General features: G+C 42.2%; 23 protein-coding genes. 18 read left to right on the forward strand and 5 right to left on the reverse strand.

The window, feature by feature from the left end; all coding sequences use genetic code 11:
• Positions 1-302: 302 nt before the first annotated feature.
• Both FTV31_RS03410 and FTV31_RS03415 read left to right on the forward strand, forming a co-directional pair.
• Complete coding sequence (locus FTV31_RS03410; protein ID WP_180013013.1) at positions 303-1,274, forward strand: aliphatic sulfonate ABC transporter substrate-binding protein; 972 nt, start codon at positions 303-305, stop codon at positions 1,272-1,274.
• Positions 1,274-2,101 carry an ABC transporter permease gene (locus FTV31_RS03415; RefSeq protein WP_180013015.1) on the forward strand — a complete coding sequence of 276 codons (828 nt, stop codon included), beginning with the start codon at positions 1,274-1,276 and terminating at the stop codon, positions 2,099-2,101. Before FTV31_RS03410 ends, FTV31_RS03415 begins: the two co-directional genes overlap by 1 nt.
• Positions 2,102-2,171: 70 nt before the next feature.
• Here FTV31_RS03415 and prmC read toward each other — a convergent pair whose 3' ends face one another.
• Positions 2,172-2,990 (reverse strand): peptide chain release factor N(5)-glutamine methyltransferase, encoded by an 819-nt coding sequence (prmC, locus tag FTV31_RS03420; RefSeq protein ID WP_159123180.1) that lies wholly within the window; start codon positions 2,988-2,990, stop codon positions 2,172-2,174.
• Positions 2,990-4,078 (reverse strand): peptide chain release factor 1, encoded by a 1,089-nt coding sequence (gene prfA / locus FTV31_RS03425; protein ID WP_180002235.1) that lies wholly within the window; start codon positions 4,076-4,078, stop codon positions 2,990-2,992. The genes prmC and prfA overlap by 1 nt, the downstream gene beginning before the upstream one ends.
• A 354-nt stretch (positions 4,079-4,432) precedes the next feature.
• Here prfA and FTV31_RS03430 point away from each other — a divergent pair, with 354 nt between their 5' ends.
• The 4 genes from FTV31_RS03430 (at position 4,433) to FTV31_RS03445 (ending at position 7,565) form a co-directional block, all read left to right on the forward strand.
• Positions 4,433-4,861 carry a glycine zipper domain-containing protein gene (locus FTV31_RS03430; RefSeq protein ID WP_034171622.1) on the forward strand — a complete coding sequence of 143 codons (429 nt, stop codon included), beginning with the start codon at positions 4,433-4,435 and terminating at the stop codon, positions 4,859-4,861.
• Between the two features lie 249 nt (positions 4,862-5,110).
• The gene (locus tag FTV31_RS03435) at positions 5,111-5,560 is read left to right on the forward strand and encodes a hypothetical protein (protein ID WP_004783858.1); all 450 of its coding nucleotides are present in this window, start codon (positions 5,111-5,113) and stop codon (positions 5,558-5,560) included.
• A gap of 156 nt (positions 5,561-5,716) precedes the next feature.
• A complete protein-coding gene (locus FTV31_RS03440; protein WP_180013017.1) occupies positions 5,717-6,721 on the forward strand; it encodes an LLM class flavin-dependent oxidoreductase in 1,005 nt (334 codons plus the stop codon).
• A gap of 280 nt (positions 6,722-7,001) precedes the next feature.
• Positions 7,002-7,565, forward strand: a complete 564-nt coding sequence (locus tag FTV31_RS03445) for a flavoprotein (RefSeq protein ID WP_180013019.1) — start codon at positions 7,002-7,004, stop codon at positions 7,563-7,565.
• A 243-nt stretch (positions 7,566-7,808) separates the two neighbouring features.
• Here the strand turns inward: FTV31_RS03445 and FTV31_RS03450 are convergent, their stop codons facing one another.
• The gene (locus FTV31_RS03450) at positions 7,809-8,645 is read right to left on the reverse strand and encodes a pyruvate, water dikinase regulatory protein (protein WP_004783863.1); all 837 of its coding nucleotides are present in this window, start codon (positions 8,643-8,645) and stop codon (positions 7,809-7,811) included.
• Between the two features lie 154 nt (positions 8,646-8,799).
• Here FTV31_RS03450 and ppsA point away from each other — a divergent pair, with 154 nt between their 5' ends.
• The 12 genes from ppsA to alr all read left to right on the forward strand — a co-directional run bounded on the left by ppsA (position 8,800) and on the right by alr (position 21,936).
• Positions 8,800-11,178 (forward strand): phosphoenolpyruvate synthase, encoded by a 2,379-nt coding sequence (ppsA, locus tag FTV31_RS03455; RefSeq protein ID WP_004783865.1) that lies wholly within the window; start codon positions 8,800-8,802, stop codon positions 11,176-11,178.
• Between the two features lie 416 nt (positions 11,179-11,594).
• Positions 11,595-12,401 (forward strand): RDD family protein, encoded by an 807-nt coding sequence (locus tag FTV31_RS03460; RefSeq protein WP_004783867.1) that lies wholly within the window; start codon positions 11,595-11,597, stop codon positions 12,399-12,401.
• Positions 12,402-12,702: 301 nt separating this feature from the next.
• Positions 12,703-13,779, forward strand: a complete 1,077-nt coding sequence (gene cyoA / locus FTV31_RS03465; protein WP_005236020.1) for a ubiquinol oxidase subunit II — start codon at positions 12,703-12,705, stop codon at positions 13,777-13,779.
• 3 nt (positions 13,780-13,782) lie between these two features.
• Positions 13,783-15,771, forward strand: a complete 1,989-nt coding sequence (cyoB, locus tag FTV31_RS03470) for a cytochrome o ubiquinol oxidase subunit I (RefSeq protein ID WP_180013021.1) — start codon at positions 13,783-13,785, stop codon at positions 15,769-15,771.
• A gap of 4 nt (positions 15,772-15,775) precedes the next feature.
• On the forward strand, positions 15,776-16,396 hold the full coding sequence (cyoC, locus tag FTV31_RS03475) for a cytochrome o ubiquinol oxidase subunit III (protein ID WP_004783873.1): 621 nt from the start codon (positions 15,776-15,778) through the stop codon (positions 16,394-16,396).
• Positions 16,393-16,722 (forward strand): cytochrome o ubiquinol oxidase subunit IV, encoded by a 330-nt coding sequence (locus FTV31_RS03480; protein ID WP_171064814.1) that lies wholly within the window; start codon positions 16,393-16,395, stop codon positions 16,720-16,722. Before cyoC ends, FTV31_RS03480 begins: the two co-directional genes overlap by 4 nt.
• Positions 16,723-16,732: 10 nt before the next feature.
• Complete coding sequence (gene cyoE, locus FTV31_RS03485) at positions 16,733-17,611, forward strand: heme o synthase (RefSeq protein ID WP_180013023.1); 879 nt, start codon at positions 16,733-16,735, stop codon at positions 17,609-17,611.
• A gap of 284 nt (positions 17,612-17,895) precedes the next feature.
• Positions 17,896-18,282, forward strand: a complete 387-nt coding sequence (rpsF, locus tag FTV31_RS03490; RefSeq protein WP_004696436.1) for a 30S ribosomal protein S6 — start codon at positions 17,896-17,898, stop codon at positions 18,280-18,282.
• Positions 18,283-18,294: 12 nt separating this feature from the next.
• On the forward strand, positions 18,295-18,522 hold the full coding sequence (rpsR, locus tag FTV31_RS03495) for a 30S ribosomal protein S18 (RefSeq protein WP_004278792.1): 228 nt from the start codon (positions 18,295-18,297) through the stop codon (positions 18,520-18,522).
• Positions 18,523-18,531: 9 nt separating this feature from the next.
• Positions 18,532-18,978: a 50S ribosomal protein L9 gene (gene rplI / locus FTV31_RS03500; RefSeq protein ID WP_004783880.1), complete on the forward strand. Its 447-nt coding sequence runs from the start codon at positions 18,532-18,534 to the stop codon at positions 18,976-18,978.
• Between the two features lie 216 nt (positions 18,979-19,194).
• Positions 19,195-20,634 (forward strand): replicative DNA helicase, encoded by a 1,440-nt coding sequence (gene dnaB, locus FTV31_RS03505; RefSeq protein WP_004783882.1) that lies wholly within the window; start codon positions 19,195-19,197, stop codon positions 20,632-20,634.
• 231 nt (positions 20,635-20,865) lie between these two features.
• Positions 20,866-21,936: an alanine racemase gene (alr, locus tag FTV31_RS03510; protein ID WP_180013025.1), complete on the forward strand. Its 1,071-nt coding sequence runs from the start codon at positions 20,866-20,868 to the stop codon at positions 21,934-21,936.
• A gap of 62 nt (positions 21,937-21,998) precedes the next feature.
• On the opposite strand, the gene FTV31_RS03515 is transcribed toward alr, so the two are convergent.
• Entirely contained in the window at positions 21,999-22,430 is a 432-nt protein-coding gene (locus tag FTV31_RS03515; protein WP_180002231.1) for a BLUF domain-containing protein, read from the reverse strand.
• Positions 22,431-22,544: 114 nt separating this feature from the next.
• Positions 22,545-23,279: a proteasome-type protease gene (locus tag FTV31_RS03520; protein ID WP_004783888.1), complete on the reverse strand. Its 735-nt coding sequence runs from the start codon at positions 23,277-23,279 to the stop codon at positions 22,545-22,547.
• Positions 23,280-23,284 lie beyond the last annotated feature (5 nt).

Raw genomic sequence — 23,284 nt, forward strand, 5'->3', positions numbered from 1 at the left:
GTGACTCAAAAAGCGATGCTGATGCATCGCTTTTTTTATGGCAATCGTTATTTATAAAACCTCCTACTGCAAAGACGAATGATTAAAAAAACAGCTTATCAATTTACGCCATACCATTTTTAAAATTTTATCTAAGCAAAACCTTTCTATTCTTTATTTAATAAATTCAAATAAAAACAAATACCTATATTTAAAGCTGTTAATTATTTCATTTTTTGATTTGATTATCTTTTTTTCTTTTTTGTGTGCTTATCAATTTACCGCTATGAATGTCAAAAATTTAATTCAAGATTGAGATATTCATGAAAAAAACATTAAGAACTTCGGGTCTGACTTTACTCGGCCTATCTATTTCTCTCTTTACCGGCTTGGCTAACGCAGCAATTCCATCTGAATTAAAATTGGACTATGCCTATTATGCACCAACCAGTCTGGTGGTCAAAGAACAGAAACTGCTAGAAAAAGCTTTACCAAAAACCAAGATTAAATGGGTATTTAGCCAAGGCAGTAACCGTTCACTCGAATATCTAAATAGCGGTAGCACAGATTTTGCTTCTACTGCAGGTTTAGCAGCAGTGCTTAGCCGCGCCAATGGTAGCCCGATTAAAACAGTTTATATCCAGAGCCAGCCTGAATGGACAGCACTGGTCGTCAATAAAGATTCGAATATCAAATCACTGAAAGATTTGAAAGGTAAAAAGATTGCTGCCACTAAAGGTACAGATCCTTTTTTATTTACCTTACAAGCCTTAGATACGATTGGTTTGGGCAAACGCGATGTAGAGCTCGTTCATTTACAGCATCCGGATGGTAAGACTGCGTTGGAGCGTAAACAGGTCGATGCCTGGGCAGGCCTTGATCCTTTAATGGCATCTGCGCAGGCGCAGTCAGGTGCCAAATTGCTATATCGCAATGTCAGCTTTAACTCTTATAGCGTACTGAGCGTAAAAGACCAGTTTGCCAAATCCAGTCCGGAAGCGATTGAAGCGGTGATTAAAGCTTATGAACAGGCACGTAAATGGGCGAAAGCCAATCCCGACAAATTGGCTGAATTGCTAGCACGTGAAGCCAAGCTCCCGATTGAAGTCGCTAAGCTTCAACTCAGCCGTACCAATCTGGATCAGAATATTCCAACCACCAAACATACCGGGGCATTACAAAAAGCCGGTCGTATCCTGACTGAAGAAGAACTGGTTCGTAAAGGAACCAATGTTAATCAGGTCGTGACTCAATTATTTGATGCCCGTTATGCAATAAAGGTTGTAACTAAGTAATGGCTATACCGAAAAGCATCTCGGAACAGTTAAGCGTGGAAGAACAGCCAAAATCCGCTGTGCTACCACGCAGCATTTCGCTGATCAAAGCCCTCACCCTGCCTGTTATTTTTATCGTACTGGTTGAAATACTGGTCCGTAATGGCGTGATCGAACCTTATCTGTTGCCTGCACCGAGTAGCCTGTTTCAGTCCTTTACTGAACTGGCTGAGGGCGATTTATGGCAACACATTTGGACCAGTAGCTGGCGGGTGTTTCTTGGCTTTGGAATTGGTAGTGGATTAGGACTGATCTTTGCAATCCTGGTTGGGTTAAACAGACATGCAGAAGATTTTCTGGAACCAACGTTTTCTGCAATTAAATCTATTCCAAGTCTAGCCTGGATTCCTCTACTCCTGCTTTGGTTAGGGATTGATGAATCTTCTAAAATCACCTTGATTGCGATTGGTGCCTTCTTCCCGACATATACCAATACTGTGGCTGCGATTCAGGGTGTAGATCGTAAACTGCTTGAAGTCGCGAAAGTCTATCGCCTGAAATACTGGCAACAGGTTCAGCAGATTGTATTGCCTGCTGCCTCACCGGGAATATTGACTGGCTTAAGGAATAGCCTGAGTCTATCCTGGATGTTTATGATTGCAGCTGAATTGATTGCTGCCACTCAAGGGATTGGTTATCTGCTCAGTGATGGTCGTGAAACTTCACGTCCGGATATTGTGATTATTGCGATTATCCTGTTAGCAGTCCTAGGCAAAATCACCGATAGCATTATGAAATTGTTTGAAACCCGCTTACTGCGCTGGCGAGATGTGATTAAAAAGTCATAATTTATTGAATAAAAGAATTAAAAAAAGCGACCTATCCAGGTCGCTTTTTTATTAAATCAAGCTTTAAAAATTAATGTGGCCACTGACCTAAAGTTACCCGGTCATTTCCGCCATAATCTTTCACTGTACGGACCTGTTTATAGCCAGCTTGAGTAAACAGATGGCGGACCGCATCGCCCTGATCATAGCCGTGCTCAAGCACAACCCAGCCATTTACGGTCAGATGTTTTTTGGCTTGCTGAATAATCATCTCAATATCAGCCAAGCCATTTTTGTCTGAAACCAGCGCACGTTCCGGCTCAGTCGCCAGATCAGGCATATGCTCATCGTCTGCATCAATATACGGTGGATTAGATACAATCGCATCAAAGAACTGCCGACCAAATGGTTTTAGCCAGGAACCAAGCACAAACTGCACCTGATCTAAATCATGCTGTTCCGCATTATATTTCGCAACTTCCAGTGTGGGTTCATAAATATCCGAAGCGGTAACAGACCAGTTAGGGCGCTCAGACGCCAGTGACAAGGCAATGGCACCGGTACCAGTTCCCAAGTCAACAATTCGTGCATCTTCCGGCAGGTCTAATTTCAGGACTGTTTCGACCAGCACTTCGGTATCCGGGCGTGGTACTAGCGTATCTTTAGTGACTTTTAGATCCAAAGTCCAGAACGGTTGTGAACCTGTGACATAGGCCAATGGCTCACCTGCAGCAATCCTCGCCAGGCTTTCGACATAGGCCTGTTCCTGTTCAGGCGTTAACTGCTGGTCTTTTTTCATTACCAGATCAAAAGCATCAATCTTGGTAATGTGTTCCAACAGCCAGGCATTTTCCTGACGTTCATAACTTTCAGGTTCACCACGTAAAGCCAGTGCTTCTTGAATGTTCATTAGCCACCATTCTGCTGTGCAAGCATGGCCAACTGATCGGCCTGATATTCACGATGCAGACTGTCTAATAGCTCAGTCAGATCACCTTCCATCACGGCATCCAGCTTATATAAAGTCAGGTTAATACGGTGATCGGTCATACGACCTTGTGGATAGTTATAGGTGCGAATACGTTCTGAACGGTCACCCGAACCGACCAGGTCACGGCGCATTTCAGAAGTCGCTGCATCTGCTGCGGCACGTTTGGCATTTTCCAGACGTGAAACCAATAAAGCCATCGCTTTGGCTTTGTTTTTATGCTGTGAACGTTCATCCTGACATTCCACCACAGTACCGGTTGGAATGTGCGTAATACGCACCGCAGAGTCAGTTTTGTTAATGTGCTGACCACCGGCACCTGATGCACGGTAAGTATCGATACGCAAGTCAGCCGGGTTAATGTCGACTGAAGTATCTACATCCACTTCTGGCAGAATGGCAACTGTACATGCAGAAGTATGCACACGACCTTGGGATTCGGTTGCCGGCACACGTTGTACACGGTGCGCACCACTTTCAAATTTCAGGCGACCATATACGCCTTCGCCATTAATCAGGCAGATGACCTCTTTATAGCCGCCATGTTCGCCTTCATTTTCAGACAGAATTTCCAGACGCCAACCTCGGCTTTCTGCATATTTACTATACATACGGAATAAATCGCCCGAGAAAATCGCAGCTTCGTCACCACCTGTTCCGGCACGAATTTCCAAATAAGCAGAGTTGGCATCATTCGGGTCTTTTGGAATCATCAGGATATTCAAATCAGCCTCAAGCTGTTCGATCAGGGCTTTATTTTCCTTAATCTCTTCCTGCGCCATTTCCTTAAAGTCAGGATCAGACAGCATGGCTTGCGCAGTTTCAATATCTTCTTCAGCCTGTTTGTACTTGGTCCAAACGTTGGTAATCTCGGTTAAATCATTATGCTCACGTGATAACTGGCGAAAACGCTTGTTGTCCGAAATCACTTCAACATCTGCCAATAACGCAGTCAGTTCTTCATGACGGTCAGAGAGTTGGTCTAATCGTAAACGTAACGATTCTTTCATTTTCTAAAAAATCTCAAACATAAGGCTGTGCCTAAACAGTGATTTAGCACAGCGAAATCAAAAAATTGCGCCTAGTTTAACGATTCTCTGGGTCAATGAACATAATTATTCAGTAAGTCAGTGTTTAGATGCAGCGATGTCACCGCCATTTGTTAACAAATATAAATAAAATCTTCAGTTTTGGATTTTTTCTGCTCAATTCGATCCTTATTTATTTCTCATTTTACAAATTGGCAAATAAACACATTAAATATGGAGGTAGATCTTCACATTCTTTTGGGCATGATTTGTTACATTTTCTGCGTCGAAACACACTAACATATGAAAGTCCTATCAGGGACACGGAGTTACAACATGAAACTCAATGCAATTTTACTGAGTGCTGCAATGGCTGCAGGCTCAATGATGACAGTGAGTGCGCATGCAGACAGTACTGCACGTGTGGCAGCAGCAAGTGCTTTAGGTAGCGTTGCTGGTACTGCACTGGGCAAAAACATGGGGGGCAACACTGGCGCAACAATTGGTGCTGCGTTAGGTGGTGCAGGTGGTGCTGCTGTTGCAAGTAACAAGAAAAACCGTACCTCATCTGCAATTGGTGGTGCTTTAGGTGGTGGTGCTGGTTATACCGTAGGTAAAAACATGGGCGGTTCTAATGGCGGCTATATCGGTTCAGCACTCGGTGCTGCGGGTGGTGCAGCATTAGGTAATAAAATTTCTAAAGATAAGGCAGCCGATCGTGCCAAAGCGAATCGTGCTAAACACTGGAAAAAACGTCACCGTTAATTTCTTGCCCTTAGGCTCTTTAAATTCGACGCTACATTTAACATTAAAAGCACCTGTTTGGGTGCTTTTTTTATTGTATGTTCAACCCATCCAAATTCATGTAATACATCAAATTATCAGAACTAGATCATGAATAAATTAAGGAGATAAAAATCACAATTCGCCAACACTGCCTCCATGCTATTTGACGGTTGCTAGATTAAATTTATCTCATCAACAAATACAGCTAGATATATAAAAGGTGTACTCATGAATTACAAATCTCTAATGATCGCTGTCGTAGCAACCTCAGCCATGGGTATGACAGCCGCCAATGCCGGAAATACAACGAATACGGCTTTAGCTTCTGCTTTGGGTGGTGTCGTTGGTGCCGCAGTGGGCAATAAAATGGGTGGTACAACTGGTGCAACAATCGGTTCTGCGATTGGCGGTGGTGCTGGTGCCGCAGTAGCAGCGAATAAACGTGACCGTAATGGTGCGATTATCGGCGGTGCTTTAGGTGGTGGTGCTGGTTATGCCGTAGGTAAAAACATGGCGGGTTCTAATGGCGGCTTAATTGGTGCTGCATTAGGTTCTGCTGGTGGTTCTGCCCTTGGTAAAAAAGTCAGCGAAGACCGTCGTTATGATGACCGTTATGACCGTCGCTATAGTTCAAAAAACTATCGTACTAGCAACTACCGTTATAACCACCGTCGCTAAGATTTCCTCTATTTACTTTTCCTCCTTGAATAAGCATCTTCGGATGCTTATTTTTTTTGTCTGTTATTTTGGTTTACATATATATCGATTTTTTTCGATATACAAATACAATGCAAAGTCGTATGCTCTTAGTCATGTTTATTCAAGAGTAATATTATGCGTACGCTTACCGATACCCAGTTCTCTATTCTCGAACTGGTTCCAGTTCGTGACGATAAGACCATTCAATTCTCCCTGCAACATGCGCTAGAATTAGCTCAGACCGCAGAACGTCTAGGTTATAGCCGGATGTGGCTGGCCGAGCATCATAATATGGATGGTATTGCCAGCTCAGCGACTGCCGTTCTCTTAGGCTATTTACTGGCAAATACCAATAGCATCAAACTTGGTTCTGGCGGCATTATGTTGCCAAACCACGCTCCACTTGTAGTAGCAGAGCAATTCGGTACGTTAGCGACTTTATATCCAGATCGTATTGAACTGGGACTGGGTCGTGCTCCGGGTACCGATCAAATGACCATGCGTGCTTTGCGTCGTGGCCGCCAGGAAACTGAAGATCAGTTCCCGCAGGATGTTTTAGAAATTCTGCAATACTTTAAAGATCCGATTCCAGGCCAACGCATTGTGGCGACTCCAGGCCAAAGCACACACGTACCTGTGTGGTTATTAGGTTCCAGCCTATTTAGTGCACAACTGGCAGCAAAACTCGGTCTACCCTATTCTTTTGCATCTCACTTTGCTCCGCGGATGCTTGGACAAGCGATTCAACTGTATCGGGATAATTTCGAACCGTCTGAATATCTGGATCGTCCTTATGTTTCTATGGGCGTACCAACTTGTGTCGCAGATACAGATGAAGAAGCTGAATATCTGGCAACAAGTGCTTACCAGCGTGTCCTTGCCCTGATTCGCGGTCAAAGCCTGAAATTGAAAGCGCCGATTGATTCTATGGAAGGACTCTGGTCACCACCTGAAAAGATGTCTGTCGATAATTTCTTTGCCATGGCACAAATGGGTTCTAAAGAAACTGTTAAAGCCGGTCTGGAAGCACTCCTAGCAAAATATGATGTAGATGAGTTTATCTTCACCTGTGATATCTATGACACAGAGAAACGTCTGCATAATTTTGAATTGCTGATGCAAATCAAAAACGGGCAATAATGCTGTCTTGCCTTGCCTAATTTATTCTTATCTATATACCCATTCTTAGAAATGGGTATATTTTTTTAAACTTTGTTGAAAAATTTCAAATTTCCAAATGGATAAATTCATTTCTAAGATGGAGCTCCTGTTCTTTAATACCTCTATCTCTCATTAAAAATACAATAGAAAAAAGAATGACTGTCTAAGTTAAATTTTGAACTTTACCGCTCTAGGGCTTTTGTTAATATCTATAACAAAGCAAATAAGATCAATTATTAAATAATTTCAAGGAAAAACAATGTCCACCAAGCAGGATGCACACGCGGGTATATTTGAGAATCGTCCCGAAAATTTTCAGCATTTTACTGGCATTAAAGTACCCTCTTCTCAGCTCACTGAACTTGACTGTGCCGGAAAAGATATTGCGATTATCGGTACGGATCAATTTACCGTAAGCCAGCTCAACAAGATTAGCCAGCAAGCTCGCTCAGTAAAAGTTTTCCAGATTAATCCGCAATTTGTATTGCCAGGTACTGAACGTGGTTTACAGCGGTTATTAAATCATCCATTGATCATTAAAAATCGACGCCTATTTAATAACCGGATTAAAAGTATTTTGTCATTACGTTATCTGGAAAATCAGGTACAGAATTTATGGCTCAGACGCCAGCTTATGCCAAATCTTGCGGCCGCATCCAAAGTTTATCTTAAATCAGACCACTATTATGCTGCTCTGCAACGTGAAAATTGCCAGCTGATTACCTGGCCTATTGCAAAAATTTCCGAAAATAGTATTCATTGTATTAATGGAGATGAACATCAGGTTGAGCTAATTGTGCATACTTTTCAATCAGCAAGTTAATCTGTTTTTAGCACATAAGATTAAAAATTCGGAGTGTATTTGGAAAAATTTAGCTCTGCAAAATTGAATTTTTGATTTCATTGAATAGCAAAAAAGTTTAAAAAACAATCACTACATTTTTTATTAAAATATTGAATATTTCAACAACTTATAATATTCATATTTTATTTCTATGAAAGCAGTATTTTTATTAATTTTTATCTATAAATCAGAGCCAAACCTCCGTCTGGCTCTGAATTCTTTTTAGCCAATTCGACGTTTTAGTCCTGTCATCTGTAAGACACGCGTTGAGATTTCTTCAATCGACATTTCCGAAACATTCAGGTACTTGATCCCTTCCGAAATATAGATGCCTTCAATTGCACGCAGTTCCATCTGACACTGGCTAAAGCTGGCATAACGGCTGTTGGCCTTACGTTCTGTACGAATTGCAACCAGACGTTCTGCATCAATCATCAAGCCAAAAAGCTTGTTTTTATGCGGTCTTAGCACTGCTGGCAGGCGGTTATCGTCCAGATCTTCTTCAGTTAGCGGATAGTTCGCTACACGAATTCCAAATTGCAGAGACAAATAAATTGAGGTTGGAGTCTTACCGGAACGCGATACGCCAATCAGGATCAGATCAGCCTTATCATAGTGACGCGTACGCGCACCATCATCATTGTCGAGCGCAAAATGTACGGCATCAATACGCGCCTTATAAGACTCGGAATCGGTCACCGCATGGGTCTGACCGACTAAAGTCGTAGGTTCGGTACCAAGCTCTTCTGACAACTTACTAATAAGCCCTTCAAAAACATCAAGATTTACTGCATTTGCGGTATTAATGATGTCTCGCACATAGGGATCCACCAACGTATCGAAAACCAAAGGTTTTTGGCCATCTTTTTGGGCACGTTCATTGATCTCTGTGACCACATTCATGGCCGCTTCTTCAGAGCTAATATAAGGGATAATATGAATGTCAAAATCCACATGCGGAAACTGCGCTAACAGCGAGTGGCCAAGGGTTTCAGCAGTAATGGCAGTACCATCGGAAATAAAAAACACACTCCGCTGAATTTGTTTACCTTCTGACATTAAAATTCTCCTCAAACATTTGTCTTAGTACTATATAATCTTTATAGTAAACCGATCTTACATGACTGTCGCTTAGTAAAATCAAAAACCTAGAAGATTTGCTATACTCTCATGCCAAGATAGTGATTAATACTGCAAAAGTGGAGTAACAACTTTGGAAGCGCGCGTAATTGGTCTAGAAAAATTAGGGAAGCACGATGTTGAGCTTGTAGGTGGGAAAAACTCATCTCTGGGCGAAATGATCAGCCACTTATCTAATGCTGGTGTATCAGTACCAGGTGGCTTCGCAACAACAGCTGCTGCTTATCGTGAATTTCTCGAGCAAAGTGGCCTAAACGCTAAAATCAATGCAGAGCTTGCTGCACTTAACGTTGATGACGTCAATGCACTTGCTGAAACTGGTGCAAAGATTCGTCAATGGATTGTGGAAACTCCACTTACTGCTGAACTGGAAAAGGAAATTCGTGCAGCTTTTGCAGAACTTTCAAACGGCAACCCTGACATCGCGGTTGCCGTTCGTTCATCTGCGACTGCAGAAGACTTACCTGATGCTTCTTTCGCAGGTCAGCAAGAAACCTTCCTGAACATTCGTGGTATCGATAACGTTCTGATCGCGATCAAAGAAGTGTTTGCATCTTTGTACAATGACCGCGCGATCTCTTACCGTGTACACCAAAACTTTGCGCATGACGTGGTTGCCCTTTCTGCAGGCGTACAACGTATGGTTCGCTCAGAAACTGGTGCTGCTGGTGTAATGTTCACTCTAGATACTGAATCAGGCTTCCGTGATGCAGTATTCATTACAGCTTCTTATGGCTTGGGTGAAATGGTAGTTCAGGGTGCAGTAAACCCGGATGAATTCTATATTTCAAAACCGCTTCTAAATGCAGGCAAACACGCTGTACTGCGCCGTAACTTAGGTTCTAAACACCAGAAAATGATTTATGGTGAAGAAGCCGCTGCGGGTAAATCAGTTGTTGTAGTTGATGTAGAAAAAGCAGATCGTCAACAATTTGCATTGAACGATCATGAACTGCAAGAATTGGCTAAGCAAGCACTGATCATTGAAAACCACTACGGTTCTCCAATGGACATCGAGTGGGCGAAAGACGGTGATGACGGCAAAATCTACATCGTTCAGGCGCGTCCTGAAACTGTGAAGAGCCGTGAAAATGTTGGCACGATGGAACGCTACCTGTTAAAACAACGTGGTACTGTAATCTGTGAAGGCCGTTCAATCGGTCAACGTATTGGTTCTGGTAAAGTCCGCATCGTAACTTCAATTAAAGAAATGGACAAAGTACAAGACGGTGATGTACTTGTATCTGATATGACTGACCCGGATTGGGAACCAGTAATGAAACGTGCTGCTGCGATTGTAACTAACCGTGGTGGTCGTACTTGTCACGCTGCAATCATTGCACGTGAGCTTGGTGTTCCAGCTATCGTAGGTTGTGGTAATGCAACCGAAGTCCTGGTTGACGGTCAGGAAGTAACTGTATCTTGTGCTGAAGGTGATACTGGTTTCATCTACGAAGGTGCATTGGATTTCGAAATCCAAACCAACTCTATCGAATCTATGCCAAAACTTCCGTTCAAAATCATGATGAACGTAGGTAACCCGGATCGTGCATTTGACTTCGCGCAAATTCCGAACGAAGGTATTGGTCTTGCTCGTCTAGAGTTCATCATCAACCGTATGATCGGTGTGCATCCTAAAGCCCTATTGAACATCGATAGTCTGCCACGTGAAACTCGTGCTGCTGTACTTGCCCGTACTGCAGGTTATGCATCTCCAATCGAATTCTATGTAGAAAAACTGGTTGAAGGTATCTCTACTCTTGCTGCTGCGTTCGCTGACAAACCAGTGATCGTACGTATGTCTGACTTCAAGTCAAACGAATACGCTAACCTGATCGGCGGTAAACTGTACGAACCTGAAGAAGAAAACCCAATGTTGGGCTTCCGTGGTGCAAGCCGTTATGTATCTGACAACTTCCGTGACTGCTTCGAACTTGAATGCCGTGCACTGAAAAAAGTTCGTGACGAAATGGGCCTGACTAATGTTCAAATCATGATCCCGTTCGTACGTACTGTTGCTGAAGCTAAACGTGTTATTGAGCTATTAGGTCAAAACGGTCTGAAACGTGGTGAAAATGGTCTTAAAGTGATCATGATGTGTGAATTGCCAACTAACGCTTTGTTAGCTGAACAGTTCCTTGAACACTTCGATGGTTTCTCTATCGGTTCAAACGACTTGACTCAATTAACACTTGGTCTGGATCGTGACTCTGGTATTGTTTCTCACTTGTTTGATGAACGTGATCCAGCAGTAAAAGCGCTTCTTTCTATGGCCATCCATGCTTGCCGTAAAGCAGGCAAATATGTAGGTATCTGTGGCCAAGGTCCTTCTGACCACCCAGATCTTGCACAATGGCTAATGGAACAAGGCATTGAGTCTGTATCTCTTAACCCAGACTCAGTATTGGATACCTGGTTCTTCCTGTCTGAAGAGAAAGCTCAAAAGGCTTAATTCGCTCTATAAAAAAAGACCCTTTCATAGGGTCTTTTTTTATGTTCTCAATATTACCTAGATACTGTCTTAATCACATTTATAGTTAAGTGATCAATCATATATTTTTGATTTAACTGAAATCAAATCATCTACATAAGCATAAGCTTATTAGTGTAATGACAAACAAATACCAACAAACAGCATGAGAAAAAATTGCATAATTAAATTTAAGTGAATTTTCACATCATGATAGCAAAATCATTAATCCTTGCTACACTGTCTCAATTATGGAGGAATTTGGTGATGAACATTCTTGAAAATCCTAAACTTATCCATATATTACACTTATATTCTTTTATTTGTTTTCAGCCTGAAAATACTTAAACTCCTAGTTCAATTTTTGTCTAAATTTATATTTTTGAGATTCATTTTATATGCAGATTTACTTGGCACGAAATAATCAACAAGCTGGCCCATATACGCTCGAGCAATTAAATCAGATGCTTGCCAACCAACAAGTACTTCTGACTGATTTGGCTTGGCATCAAGGTATGACCGAATGGAAAGCTTTAGGTGAACTCACCCAAGGGAAACTGATCTATCAGCCTGAAGGCTATGTAGCACCAGAAACGCCAGCGACACCAGTCTATCAGGCTCCACAGAACACAAATGAGTCAAGTACAGACCATCTTCGTGCCCGCAGTTCTCAAAATGTTGCAGCAAAAAAAGAACTGGCGAGTATTCCAAGCCGTATTTTAGCCAAGATTGTGGATCTGCTTTTATGGCTGCCTGCGACGTTTATTTTGACCGCATTTTTTACTCCTGAACAGGAAACCCAGTTTGCACAACTGAACCAGGAGTTTATGAATGTGATGTTAAGTAGTGACGCTGACCCTGCTCTGGCACAGCAACTACAAACTCAGATGTTTGACATGTTTTCACAACAGGCATGGATTGCGACTGCAATTTACCTGGTGATCATGCTCGCTATTCAGGCCTTTCTGATTGCCAAATCGGGTCAAAGTATCGGTAAAAAACTGACTAAAATTAAGATCGTAGATGCCGAGACTGGTGAAAAAACCAGCTTGATGCGCGCCTTCACTATTCGCAGTGTATTCTTTATTTTCCTGAATATTATCTTCATGCCACTCAGCACAATCATTGACTGGGCGTTCGGTTTAGGGCAAAAACGTCAAACCGTGCACGATAAACTGGCAAAAACCCAAGTCGTTAAACAATAATTAGTTCTGCCATAAAATGGGATGTTTTGGCATCCCATTTTCCTACATAACTTTGAAATTACAATAAAATTCCTATAAATATTCTTGAAACCCGACCGACAAAATCGGTTTTTATTACAGTCATTTAAAGCACCTTTATATATAGCTTAGTTTGGCAATATCAGGCATAATGCCCTACAACGTAGCGGTGTATTATGATTAGAAGGGTGTTTTGTAAAAAAACGGCCTTTTTTATCATGCGACACTTTAATCGCTATCCCATATTAAATTAGGGAATGGGACTCTTCACCGAGGTTGTAAAATGAGACAAACGATTTTAGCTGTATTGTCTTTATCAACGATGGCTGCACTTTTAACAGGGTGTGGTGGTGATCTAGTACTTCTGAACTCTAAGGGTCCAGTTGCTGAAGGCCAAAGTAGCCTGATGATGACTGCGATTTACTTAATGCTGTTGGTGGTAATTCCATCAATTATCATGGCATTATGGTTCGGTTGGAAATATCGCGCATCGAATAAAGACGCAGACTATAAACCTACATGGGCACACTCTACTGCGATTGAAATTGTAGTTTGGGGTATCCCTGTCATTATTATTGGTATTTTAGCTTGGTTAACTTGGTGGGGTTCCCACAAGTACGACCCATACCGCCCACTTGAGGCAGATAAAGCACCATTAACAGTTCAGGTCATTGCTGAACAGTTCAAATGGATCTTCATCTACCCAGAACAAAACATTGCGACTGTAAACGAAATTCGCTTCCCAGAGAAAACTCCGGTAAGTCTTCGTTTGACTTCTAACTTCACGATGAACTCATTCTTCATCCCTGCGTTAAGTGGTCAGATCTATGCAATGGCGGGTATGCAAACTCACCTGAACTTAATGGCAGACGAAACTAGCCCAGCTGAAGGCTACCGCGGTTTCTCTTCTAACTATTCAGGCTATGGCTTCTCACAAATGCGCTTCCGTGCACATGCTGTGACTGATGCTCAGTTTGCTGAATGGGTAGCTGCAGTTAAAGCAGGTAACGGTACTTCAGTAAATCCAGAAGCAGTTCAAAAAACTGTTTTAGACCAAGCTGAATTTGCAAGCTTGCGTGACGGTAACCGTGGTAAACACCAAATCGAAGCGATTATTGCAAAAGCTACGACTCCTGAAGAGAAGGCTGCTGCTGAAGCAATGAAGCCTTACCCAACTAAGCCACATCCAGTGACTTACTACTCTTCTGTTGAGCAAGGTTTGTTTGAATCTGTGATCAATAACTACATGAGTAACTATCACGGTGCTGATCACTCAGCGTCTTCTGTTGCTCACCAGGAAGCAGCTGCTTCTGAAGCACATGTAGATGTTGAACATGCGACTGCTTCTCAAGGAGAATAATTCATGAGCTTCTTAGGTAAGTTAGGTCCAGATGCAATTCCGTACGATCCAATCGTACTGGTAACTGTTGCAATGATGATCTTAGGTGGTATCGCAGTTGTTGCAGGTATTACCTACTTCAAAAAATGGGGCTACCTGTGGAACGAATGGTTCACATCTGTAGACCATAAAAAAATTGGTATCATGTATATCTTTGTATCAGTGATCATGCTGGTACGTGGTTTCGCCGATGCGATCATGATGCGTCTTCAGCAGTTCCTTGCAAAAGGTGGCGGCGAAGGTTACTTGCACCCAGAACACTATGACCAGATCTTCACCGCACACGGTGTGATCATGATCTTCTTCGTGGCAATGGGTCTTGTTGTTGGTTTAATGAACATCTCTGTACCGCTTCAAATCGGTGCACGTGACGTTGCATTCCCATTATTAAACTCTTTAAGCTTCTGGCTGTTTGCTGGTGCTGCAGGTTTGATGATGGTTTCACTTGCTCTAGGTGAATTCGCTGCGACTGGTTGGATGGCTTATCCTCCACTATCAGGCATTGAATACTCTCCTGGCGTCGGTGTGGATTACTACATCTGGGCACTGCAGATTTCAGGTCTGGGTACGCTATTAACGGGTGTTAACTTCTTCGTTACCATCATCAAAATGCGTGCGCCTGGCATGAAACTGATGGAAATGCCAATCTTTACCTGGACATCTTTATGTACAGCAGTATTGATTATCGCGGCATTCCCAGTATTGACTGCTACTATTGCAATGCTGTCTCTTGACCGTTACTTCGGCTTCCACTTCTTCACAAACGAGCTAGGCGGTAGCCCAATGCTTTATGTGAACTTGATTTGGACTTGGGGTCATCCAGAAGTATACATTCTGGTATTGCCAGCATTTGGTATTTACTCTGAAGTTGTATCGACTTTCGCTCGTAAAGCGTTGTTCGGTTACAAATCAATGGTATATGCAACAGTTGCAATTACAGTATTGTCATTCGTTGTATGGGTCCACCACTTCTTTACCATGGGTGCAGGTGCCAACGTTAACGCGTTCTTCGGTATCATGACCATGATTATTGCGATTCCTACTGGTGTAAAAATCTTCTCTTGGTTGTTCACCATGTACAAGGGTCGTATCGTTTACACTACCCCAATGCTATGGACACTTGGCTTCCTTGTGACTTTTGGTATCGGTGGTTTAACAGGTGTATTGATGGCGGTTCCACCAGCGGACTTCTTGGTACACAACTCTTTATTCCTGATCGCTCACTTCCATAACGTAATTATTGGTGGTGTAGTATTCGCGATGTTCGCGGGTATCATCTTCTACTGGCCGAAAATGTTCGGTTGGAGACTGAATGAGACTTGGGGTAAAGCAGCATTCTGGTTCTGGTTCTTCGGTTTCTACTTTGCATTCATGCCACTTTATATCCTTGGTTTCATGGGTATGACTCGTCGTCTGAATACATTTGATAACCCAGACTGGGATCCATATGTAAACATCGCAATGTTCGGTGCAGTTCTTGTTGCACTTGGTATTGTATGTTTCATTATGCAAATCGTTGTTGGTTTCCTACAACGCGATCAACGTCTAGATTTGACTGGCGATCCATGGGATGGTCGTACGCTTGAATGGTCTACATCTTCTCCTGCTCCGTTCTATAACTTTGCTCATCTTCCAAAGATCAATGGTATTGATACTTTCTGGATCGAGAAAGAAAACGGTGTTGCTTATGCAAAACCTACGAAGTACGAAGATATCCATATGCCGACTAACCGTGCTGCTGGTTTCATTATCGCAATGTTCATTACTGTTATGGGCTTCGCGTTAATCTGGCACATCTGGTGGTTAGTAGCGGTTACTTTCGTAGCAGCTATCATCAGCTTCATCGTGTCTTCTTTCACCAAGAAAGTGGATTACTATGTTCCTGCTGCTGAAGTTGAGCGTATTGAAGGTGAACGTTATGCGATCCTTGAAAAACACTTGAAGAAGGACTAAGACCATGGCTGAAGTACTTCATCACGATAACCACGGACACGATGAGCATCATCATCACGATGATACTGACATCACTGTCTTTGGTTTCTGGACTTACTTGATGAGTGACCTTATCCTTTTCGGTACACTCTTCATTGCATTCGCTGTTTTAAGTAGCCACGTTCCATTAGGCACTCCAAGCGCGCGTGATCTGTTTGGTGATTCATTAGGCTTCGTTTTAACTGAAACGTTTGCCCTCTTGATCTCTTCCGTAACTTTTGGTTTTGCCGTTCTAGCTGCCTACAAGAAAAACGTTGGTCAGGTTCTTACCTGGTTAGCGATCACTTGGTTATTCGGTGCTGCCTTCATCGGTATGGAACTTTATGAGTTCAATCATTTAGTTCATGCTGGTCATGGCCCTAGCACTTCTGCGTTCCTGTCTTCGTTCTTTACGTTGGTAGGTACGCACGGTATCCACGTGACTTCAGGTTTGGTATGGATGATCGTGTTAATGATTCAAATCAAGAAATATGGTTTGACTCTACCTAACACTCGTCGTCTTGCGTGCCTAAGCTTGTTCTGGCACTTCCTTGACATCGTATGGATCTGTGTATTCAGCGTAGTTTACTTGATGGGAGTTCTATAATGAGTCATGATCATAACGCTGCTGGCGAATCACACGGTAACATGAAGCAATATACTGTTGGCTTCATCCTGTCTGTTGTCCTTACTGTAATTCCATTCGGTATGGTCATGGCAGGTGGTTTTAGCCGCGGTATCTTGATTACTGCTATTGCAATTACTGCAGTCGCTCAGATTCTTGTGCAATTAATTTACTTCTTGCACATGAACTCTTCTTCAGAGCAACGCTGGAACGTAATTGCATTTGTGTATACCATCTTAACCATCGCTATTCTTTTAGTGGGTTCTGTATGGATCATGAACTACCTACACTACAACATGATGATCTAAACTGGTTGTCATGCTGAAAAAGTATTTATTCCTGACTAAGCCAGGAATTCTCTTCGGTAACTTTGTTACCACTTTGGGTGGCTACTTCGTAGCTACTCAAGGTTCTGTAGATTTCCTCCTCCTGCTTCTTACTCTTATTGGTACTACTCTCGTAGTGGCATCAGGATGCGTGGTCAATAACGTTATTGATCAGGACATCGACCAAAAAATGCAGCGCACGCAAAATCGCGCACTTGTCAAAAAAACCATTTCTGTACCTGTTGCTCTCACCTTTGCTTTTGTACTGGGTGTGATCGGTTTTGGCATTTTATGGTTCTGGGTAAATGCATACGCTTTCCTATTCGCAGTTATTGGTTTTGTCGTATACGTTGGTTTTTACAGCTTATGGACAAAACGAACAACTATTCACCAAACACTGGTAGGCAGTATTTCTGGTGCAGCACCGCCTGTGATCGGTTATACCGCAGTTGCAAGCCAGTTTGACCTGGGTGCCCTTTTAATTTTTCTAGGGTATGCACTCTGGCAAATGCCCCATTCATGGGGAATTGCAGTCTATCGTTTTGAAGATTACAAAAATGCAGGCATTCCAATTCTGCCTGTCGCCCGTTCAATTCGACGTACCAAGATCGAATCTTTGATCTACGTGATATTGTTCGGAATTACCATGAATGCTTTATTTGTTTATGGTTATGCAAACTGGATTTATCTGGTGGTATTAAATCTGATGACGCTTTACTGGATCTATCTCAGTATTCAAGGCTTTAAAGCTGCAGATGATCAGGCATGGGCAAAACAGTATTTCATGTTCTCGGTCAAACTGATTACCGTGATCAGTATTATTTTCAGTTTTACCTCTACTGCTCCGCAGAATCCAATCATATTCTTTTAAGAAGATAGAGTTTTACTCTATCTTTTTTATTTCTCCTGCTAAATACATAATTCCCCTTAAGCTAACTTAAAGTAACTTTATTTCCTTTAAAAACTTAGCTCTTGTAAATTTTTCATTTGTTTCCATACCTGCTTAAACATTCATCATCTGGCAAGATTTGCTTGTATTTCAGCCCCAAAACCACTAAACTTCACGCTTCGCATATTATGCGACACAACCAAGGTTGTGACTCCTTGCTTCAATTTCACTTAAATTGGGGCTGTTTAAACCGTAAGGAGCTGACAATGCGTCACTACGAAATCGTACTATTGGTACATCCAGACCAAAGCGATCAAGTTGTGGGTATGGTAGAACGTTACCTGACTCACATCAAAGAAGCTGAAGGTCAAATCCACCGTCTTGAAGACTGGGGCCGTCGTCAATTGGCTTACCCAATCAACAAGATCCACAAAGCTCACTATATTCTGATGAATGTTGAGTGTGGTCAAACTACTCTTGATGAGCTAGAAGAATTGTTCCGTTATAACGATGCAATCATTCGTAGCCTTATCATCCGTCGTGAAAACGCTATCACTGAAGAGTCACTATTGGCTAAGAGTGCTGAAGAAAAACGTGCGCGTAAAGCTCAACGTGAAGAAGCACAACAAGCTCAAGACTCTGCTGAAGCATAAGGAGAACCTAACATGGCACGTTTTTACCGTCGTCGCAAGTTCTGCCGCTTTACAGCTGAGAACGTTACGTACATCGACTACAAAGATATCGACACTTTAAAACAGTACATCACTGAAAACGGCAAGATTGTTCCTAGCCGTATTACAGGTACTAAAGCTCGTTACCAACGTCAGCTAGCACTTGCTATCAAACAAGCTCGCTACTTGTCTTTGATCCCTTACACTGACAATCATAAGTGAGGTTGAGCTGTGGATATTATCTTATTACAACGCATTAAAAACCTTGGTAAACTTGGTGATAAAGTTTCAGTTAAAGCTGGTTACGGCCGTAACTACTTGATCCCTCAAGGTAAAGCAGTTGCAGCTACTGAAGCTAACACTGCTGCTTTTGAAGCTCGTCGTGCTGAACTTGAGAAACAAGAAGCTGAAGTATTAGCTGCTGCTCAAGCACGTGCTGACCAATTGAACGAAGTAAACATCGTAATCACTGCGAAAGCTGGTGATGAAGGTAAACTGTTCGGTTCAATCGGTACTCGTGACATCGCTGACGCGTTGACAAATGCTGGTCTTACAGTTGACCGTGCTGAAGTTCGTCTTCCAAATGGCGCGCTTCGCAACACTGGTGAATTCAACATCGCAATCCAATTGCACCATGATGTTGCTGCAGAAGTTCTGGTTACTATCGTAGCTGAGTAATTTCTCACCGAAAAAAGGGCATGCTTTGGCATGCTCTTTTTTTATCTCTAAAAAATATAATCTGCTCAACAGTAGAAAATTCAATTTATTCTTCGCGTTCACAAAAAATTGCACTTCGCATTTTGGATCAGACCGCGTATCATTTCATCTCGTAGTGAATAAACCTTATTCATCTCCGACAATATTTAACCATTGTATTTAAAATCAGGGATTTATATGTCACAGGCGAATGCCAGCAAAAAGGCACCTACCGCTAAACCAGAAATTGTTGCTGATACCCAACTTAAGGAGTTCCGTACTCCCCCGCACAATTTAGCGATTGAACAGGCTGTACTTGCTGCCCTTATGACTGTGGCTGAATCTTTTGAACAAGTCGGCGATGTACTGACTGAAAATGATTTTTATGCGACCCGGCATAAATATATCTTCCGTGCCATTGAACAGCTTTCTAAAGAAAACTCGCCTTATGATGCAGTACTGGTTCATGACTGGCTGATCAAGCAGAACTTACTCGATGCGGTCGGTGGTGAAGAATATTTAATGCAGCTGATGGCTGACTCCCCTTCAAGTTTCTATAACCTGGAAACCTATGCCGGCAAAATTAAAGAGTTCTCTACTTTACGTAGCATGATCAAGGTCAGCTCTGAAATTTTACAGAATGCCTATGACACTAAAGGCCGTCCGGTGAGTGAAATTCTAGATCTGGCTGAAACTAATATTTTCTCGATTGCCGAACAACATAATAACAATGCCAAGGCTCAAGGCCCAAAAGCGATTAACACAGTTGTAGCTGATGTATTCGATAAGCTAAATGAACTATCTCAACTAGAAGGTTCAATTACCGGTTTGACTACGGGCTTCGTAGAACTGGACAATAAAACTTCCGGTATGCAGGCCGGCGATTTGATTATTGTCGCAGCCCGTCCTTCTATGGGTAAAACCACCTTTGCCATGAATCTGGTCGAAAGTGTGCTGTTTAACAACAACCTCCCTGCACTAGTCTATTCGATGGAAATGCCAGCGGATTCGATTGCGATGCGTTTGATTTCCTCTTTCGGCCGGGTGCATCAAGGTCACTTACGTGCTGGTAAAATGGACAGTGATGAATGGTCAAAAGTGACCAGTACCATTGTGCATTTACAGGAAAAGCATCTTTATATTGATGACTCCTCTGCACTACCACCGACTGAGGTTCGTGCGCGTGCGCGTCGTATTGCCAAAATGCATGGCGGTAAGCTCGGTTGTATCATGGTCGATTATCTTCAATTGATGAAAGTGCCGGGTATGGGTGATAACCGTGTAGGCGAGATCTCGGAAATTTCTCGAAGTTTAAAAGCCTTGGCCAAAGAGATGCAATGTCCAGTCATTGCCTTATCACAGTTGAACCGTTCTCTAGAGAACCGTCCAAACAAACGCCCGGTGATGTCTGACCTTCGTGAGTCTGGTGCGATCGAGCAGGATGCCGATTTGATCATGTTTATTTACCGTGACGAGGTTTATAACAAAGAATCGAAAGAAGCCGGCACTGCCGAGATTATTATCGGTAAACAGCGTAATGGTCCAATTGGTACAGTTCGTCTGGCATTTGAAGGTCAATATACCCGTTTCAGTAACCTCTCTCCTGAGTTCTATGCCCAGTATGATGATGAAGAGTAAGCATTCAAGATTAATCTGATTCCAAAAAAGAGGCCGAAATGGTCTCTTTTTTATTTAGAATGCTTGCTGTGCATGAAATTATATAAATGAGCATGTCCATTTATGGTAGATAGGTCTACAATATTCGCAATTCTGAAATGACCGCTTTTGTTTTTACAATCCCGTTATTTCTCTCCCTCTTTTGTGTGTTTCACACGATATTATTTTTGTCATCCCGCAGGAGTATCTAGGGTGCGCCAAGCTACAGTTTATATTGACAGTGAAGCACTGCAATATAATTTAAACCGTGTCAAACAACTTGCCCCAACCGCTAAAATCGTCAGCATGGTCAAAGCCAATGCTTACGGACATGGAGTTAAAGACTGCTTAGCAGCCTTAAAAGATAGTGATGCCTTTGGTGTCGCCTGTCTAGAAGAAGCCCTGGAAATTCGTGAACTCGGCTACCAGCAACCCATTACCCTGATCGAAGGCATTTTCTCTGCAGATGAAATGCAGGTGGTGATCGATCAGAATATTGAAGTCATTGTGCATCATCAGCCACAACTGGACTGGTTACTGGCAAATAAAGAAGCCTATATTGCGAAAGGCCTAAAAGTTTGGGTAAAACTGAATAGCGGTATGAACCGTCTCGGTTTTAAAATTGATATGATTAAAGATGTGATCAGTCAACTCAAAGCTGAAGGTTTTACCTGCGTGCTGGCGATGCACTTTGCCAATGCCGATGCGGAACATCCTCTCAATGAACAGCAAATCCAGCAGTTCCTTGAAGTGAAAAATGACTGCGCACCTTTAATGGGTTCTTGCTGTAACTCAGCTGCGATCTATAAATATCCAGAATTGCATTTTGACTTTGTCCGTCCGGGTATCATGCTCTACGGCGCGACTCCATTTGCAGACAAAACTGTACATGATCTAGATCTAAAACCAGTCATGACTTTTACTGCCGAAGTGATTGCATTGAATAATATCAAAGCGGGTGAACATGTCGGTTATGGTTCAACTTTTACTGCTGACAAAGACATGACCTTGGCCATTGTTTCTATCGGTTATGGTGACGGTTATCCACGTGCTTTCCCTAAACAGAACTATGTAGCGATTCATGGTCAGCAAACCCGTGTGATTGGCCGTGTCGCAATGGACATGATTGCTATTGATGCAACTGGTCTCAATCTGGAATTAGGTACTGAAGTCGAACTATGGGGCAAATCCCGTCTGGTCGATGATGTGGCTGAAGCCAATGGCACCATTGGTTATGAATTACTTTGCCGTATGTCTGCCCGCCCGGTACGCAAACTGGTTTAAAGAAAAACTAGCCAAAAATAAAAAAGCCCAATATAAATTGGGCTTTTTTATAAAATCAGTATTTAAGCTGATTTTTGTTCTTCATTTTCGATTAATGACAGTTCAAATAATAAAGCATCTACTTGTTCCTGGTTAAAATCATTAGGCGTAAAAACTTCAAATCCCATCTCTTGGCAGAATTGTTGAATGGAACTGCGTTTAGAAATGTATTTCATCGACCAGTCGCCAAAAGTACGCTGCTCAATCTCTTTAGTTTCAAATAGTTTAATATTTTTATGGCGTGAATCTTTAGATAGTCTCTCTGTCAGTAAAGCTTTTAAAACCAGACATTCACCCTCCAAGCACTGGAAAAAATGTCCATCAGCAAAATAAAGCACACCTGTTATTTGATTAGGATGATTAAAATCACGTGCTTCTTTAAGGATATCCGTTAAATCTTGAAGTAAGTCGGCTTTGGACGAGGTACTTTCACTGGCGTAACAAAATTGGTACATGCGGCTAACCTCTATTCTTATCTATACAATATCTTATAGAAGTTAGCACTGTACACTAAGCAGTCAATTTTTACTAATTCTTATAAGAAAAACTTATTTTTATTTCTATAAATATTATAAGAAATAATCATTCGATGGTGTAGGTAATTCCGCCAAGCCTTTCTTTAAAGTTTCAGACCATTGCCGGCTAATATCCGTAAAATACTCATCGTCTTCGGCAATACGTTTACCTTTCGGCATCATCAAGCTGTCTTTTTTATAGACAAGTACATCCAGTGGCATTCCGACCGATACATTTGAACGTAAGGTAGAAGCAAAAGAAATCAAAGAACAACGTAATGCCTCATCGAGTGGCATATCATAGGTCAAGGCACGATCCAGAATCGGTTTACCATATTTACTTTCACCAATCTGGAAATATGGCGTATCTCGTGTCGCGCAAATAAAATTGCCTTGCGGATAGATATGATAGAGCTGCATTTCCTGATTTTTAATCTGGCCGCCGACCAGAAAATTACAATAGTAAGTACTTTGTTCTAAACTATCATCCGTCACATTGGCAATTACTTTTTTGAGCGTATTACCCACCAGTTCCGCGACATCAAACATGGTCGGTAAACTCAGGATATTCGGTTCCTGCCTAAGTTCCAGCTGATTTCTGATATGTCCGATCACTGCCTGTGTTGTTGCCAGGTTTCCGGAGGCCTGGAGTACGATAACGCGTTCCCCATCTACCCCAAAGGTATATAATTTTCGAAAAACCGAAATATGATCCACACCAGCATTGGTGCGTGTATCACTGATAAATAGCATACCTTGCTCTAAACGAAGGGCACAACAATACGTCATTTTTT

It is taken from the genome of Acinetobacter sp. YH16031 (assembly GCF_013417335.1).
Lineage (GTDB): Bacteria > Pseudomonadota > Gammaproteobacteria > Pseudomonadales > Moraxellaceae > Acinetobacter.

Coding starts and splice junctions, on each gene's coding strand:
- FTV31_RS03410 (WP_180013013.1), top strand. CDS start 303: ATGAAAAAAACATTAAGAACTTCGGGTCTGACTTTACTCGGCCTATCT.
- FTV31_RS03415 (WP_180013015.1), top strand. CDS start 1,274: ATGGCTATACCGAAAAGCATCTCGGAACAGTTAAGCGTGGAAGAACAG.
- prmC (WP_159123180.1), bottom strand. CDS start 2,990: ATGAACATTCAAGAAGCACTGGCTTTACGTGGTGAACCTGAAAGTTAT.
- prfA (WP_180002235.1), bottom strand. CDS start 4,078: ATGAAAGAATCGTTACGTTTACGATTAGACCAACTCTCTGACCGTCAT.
- FTV31_RS03430 (WP_034171622.1), top strand. CDS start 4,433: ATGAAACTCAATGCAATTTTACTGAGTGCTGCAATGGCTGCAGGCTCA.
- FTV31_RS03435 (WP_004783858.1), top strand. CDS start 5,111: ATGAATTACAAATCTCTAATGATCGCTGTCGTAGCAACCTCAGCCATG.
- FTV31_RS03440 (WP_180013017.1), top strand. CDS start 5,717: ATGCGTACGCTTACCGATACCCAGTTCTCTATTCTCGAACTGGTTCCA.
- FTV31_RS03445 (WP_180013019.1), top strand. CDS start 7,002: ATGTCCACCAAGCAGGATGCACACGCGGGTATATTTGAGAATCGTCCC.
- FTV31_RS03450 (WP_004783863.1), bottom strand. CDS start 8,645: ATGTCAGAAGGTAAACAAATTCAGCGGAGTGTGTTTTTTATTTCCGAT.
- FTV31_RS03460 (WP_004783867.1), top strand. CDS start 11,595: ATGCAGATTTACTTGGCACGAAATAATCAACAAGCTGGCCCATATACG.
- cyoA (WP_005236020.1), top strand. CDS start 12,703: ATGAGACAAACGATTTTAGCTGTATTGTCTTTATCAACGATGGCTGCA.
- cyoB (WP_180013021.1), top strand. CDS start 13,783: ATGAGCTTCTTAGGTAAGTTAGGTCCAGATGCAATTCCGTACGATCCA.
- cyoC (WP_004783873.1), top strand. CDS start 15,776: ATGGCTGAAGTACTTCATCACGATAACCACGGACACGATGAGCATCAT.
- cyoE (WP_180013023.1), top strand. CDS start 16,733: ATGCTGAAAAAGTATTTATTCCTGACTAAGCCAGGAATTCTCTTCGGT.
- rpsF (WP_004696436.1), top strand. CDS start 17,896: ATGCGTCACTACGAAATCGTACTATTGGTACATCCAGACCAAAGCGAT.
- rpsR (WP_004278792.1), top strand. CDS start 18,295: ATGGCACGTTTTTACCGTCGTCGCAAGTTCTGCCGCTTTACAGCTGAG.
- dnaB (WP_004783882.1), top strand. CDS start 19,195: ATGTCACAGGCGAATGCCAGCAAAAAGGCACCTACCGCTAAACCAGAA.
- FTV31_RS03515 (WP_180002231.1), bottom strand. CDS start 22,430: ATGTACCAATTTTGTTACGCCAGTGAAAGTACCTCGTCCAAAGCCGAC.
- FTV31_RS03520 (WP_004783888.1), bottom strand. CDS start 23,279: ATGACGTATTGTTGTGCCCTTCGTTTAGAGCAAGGTATGCTATTTATC.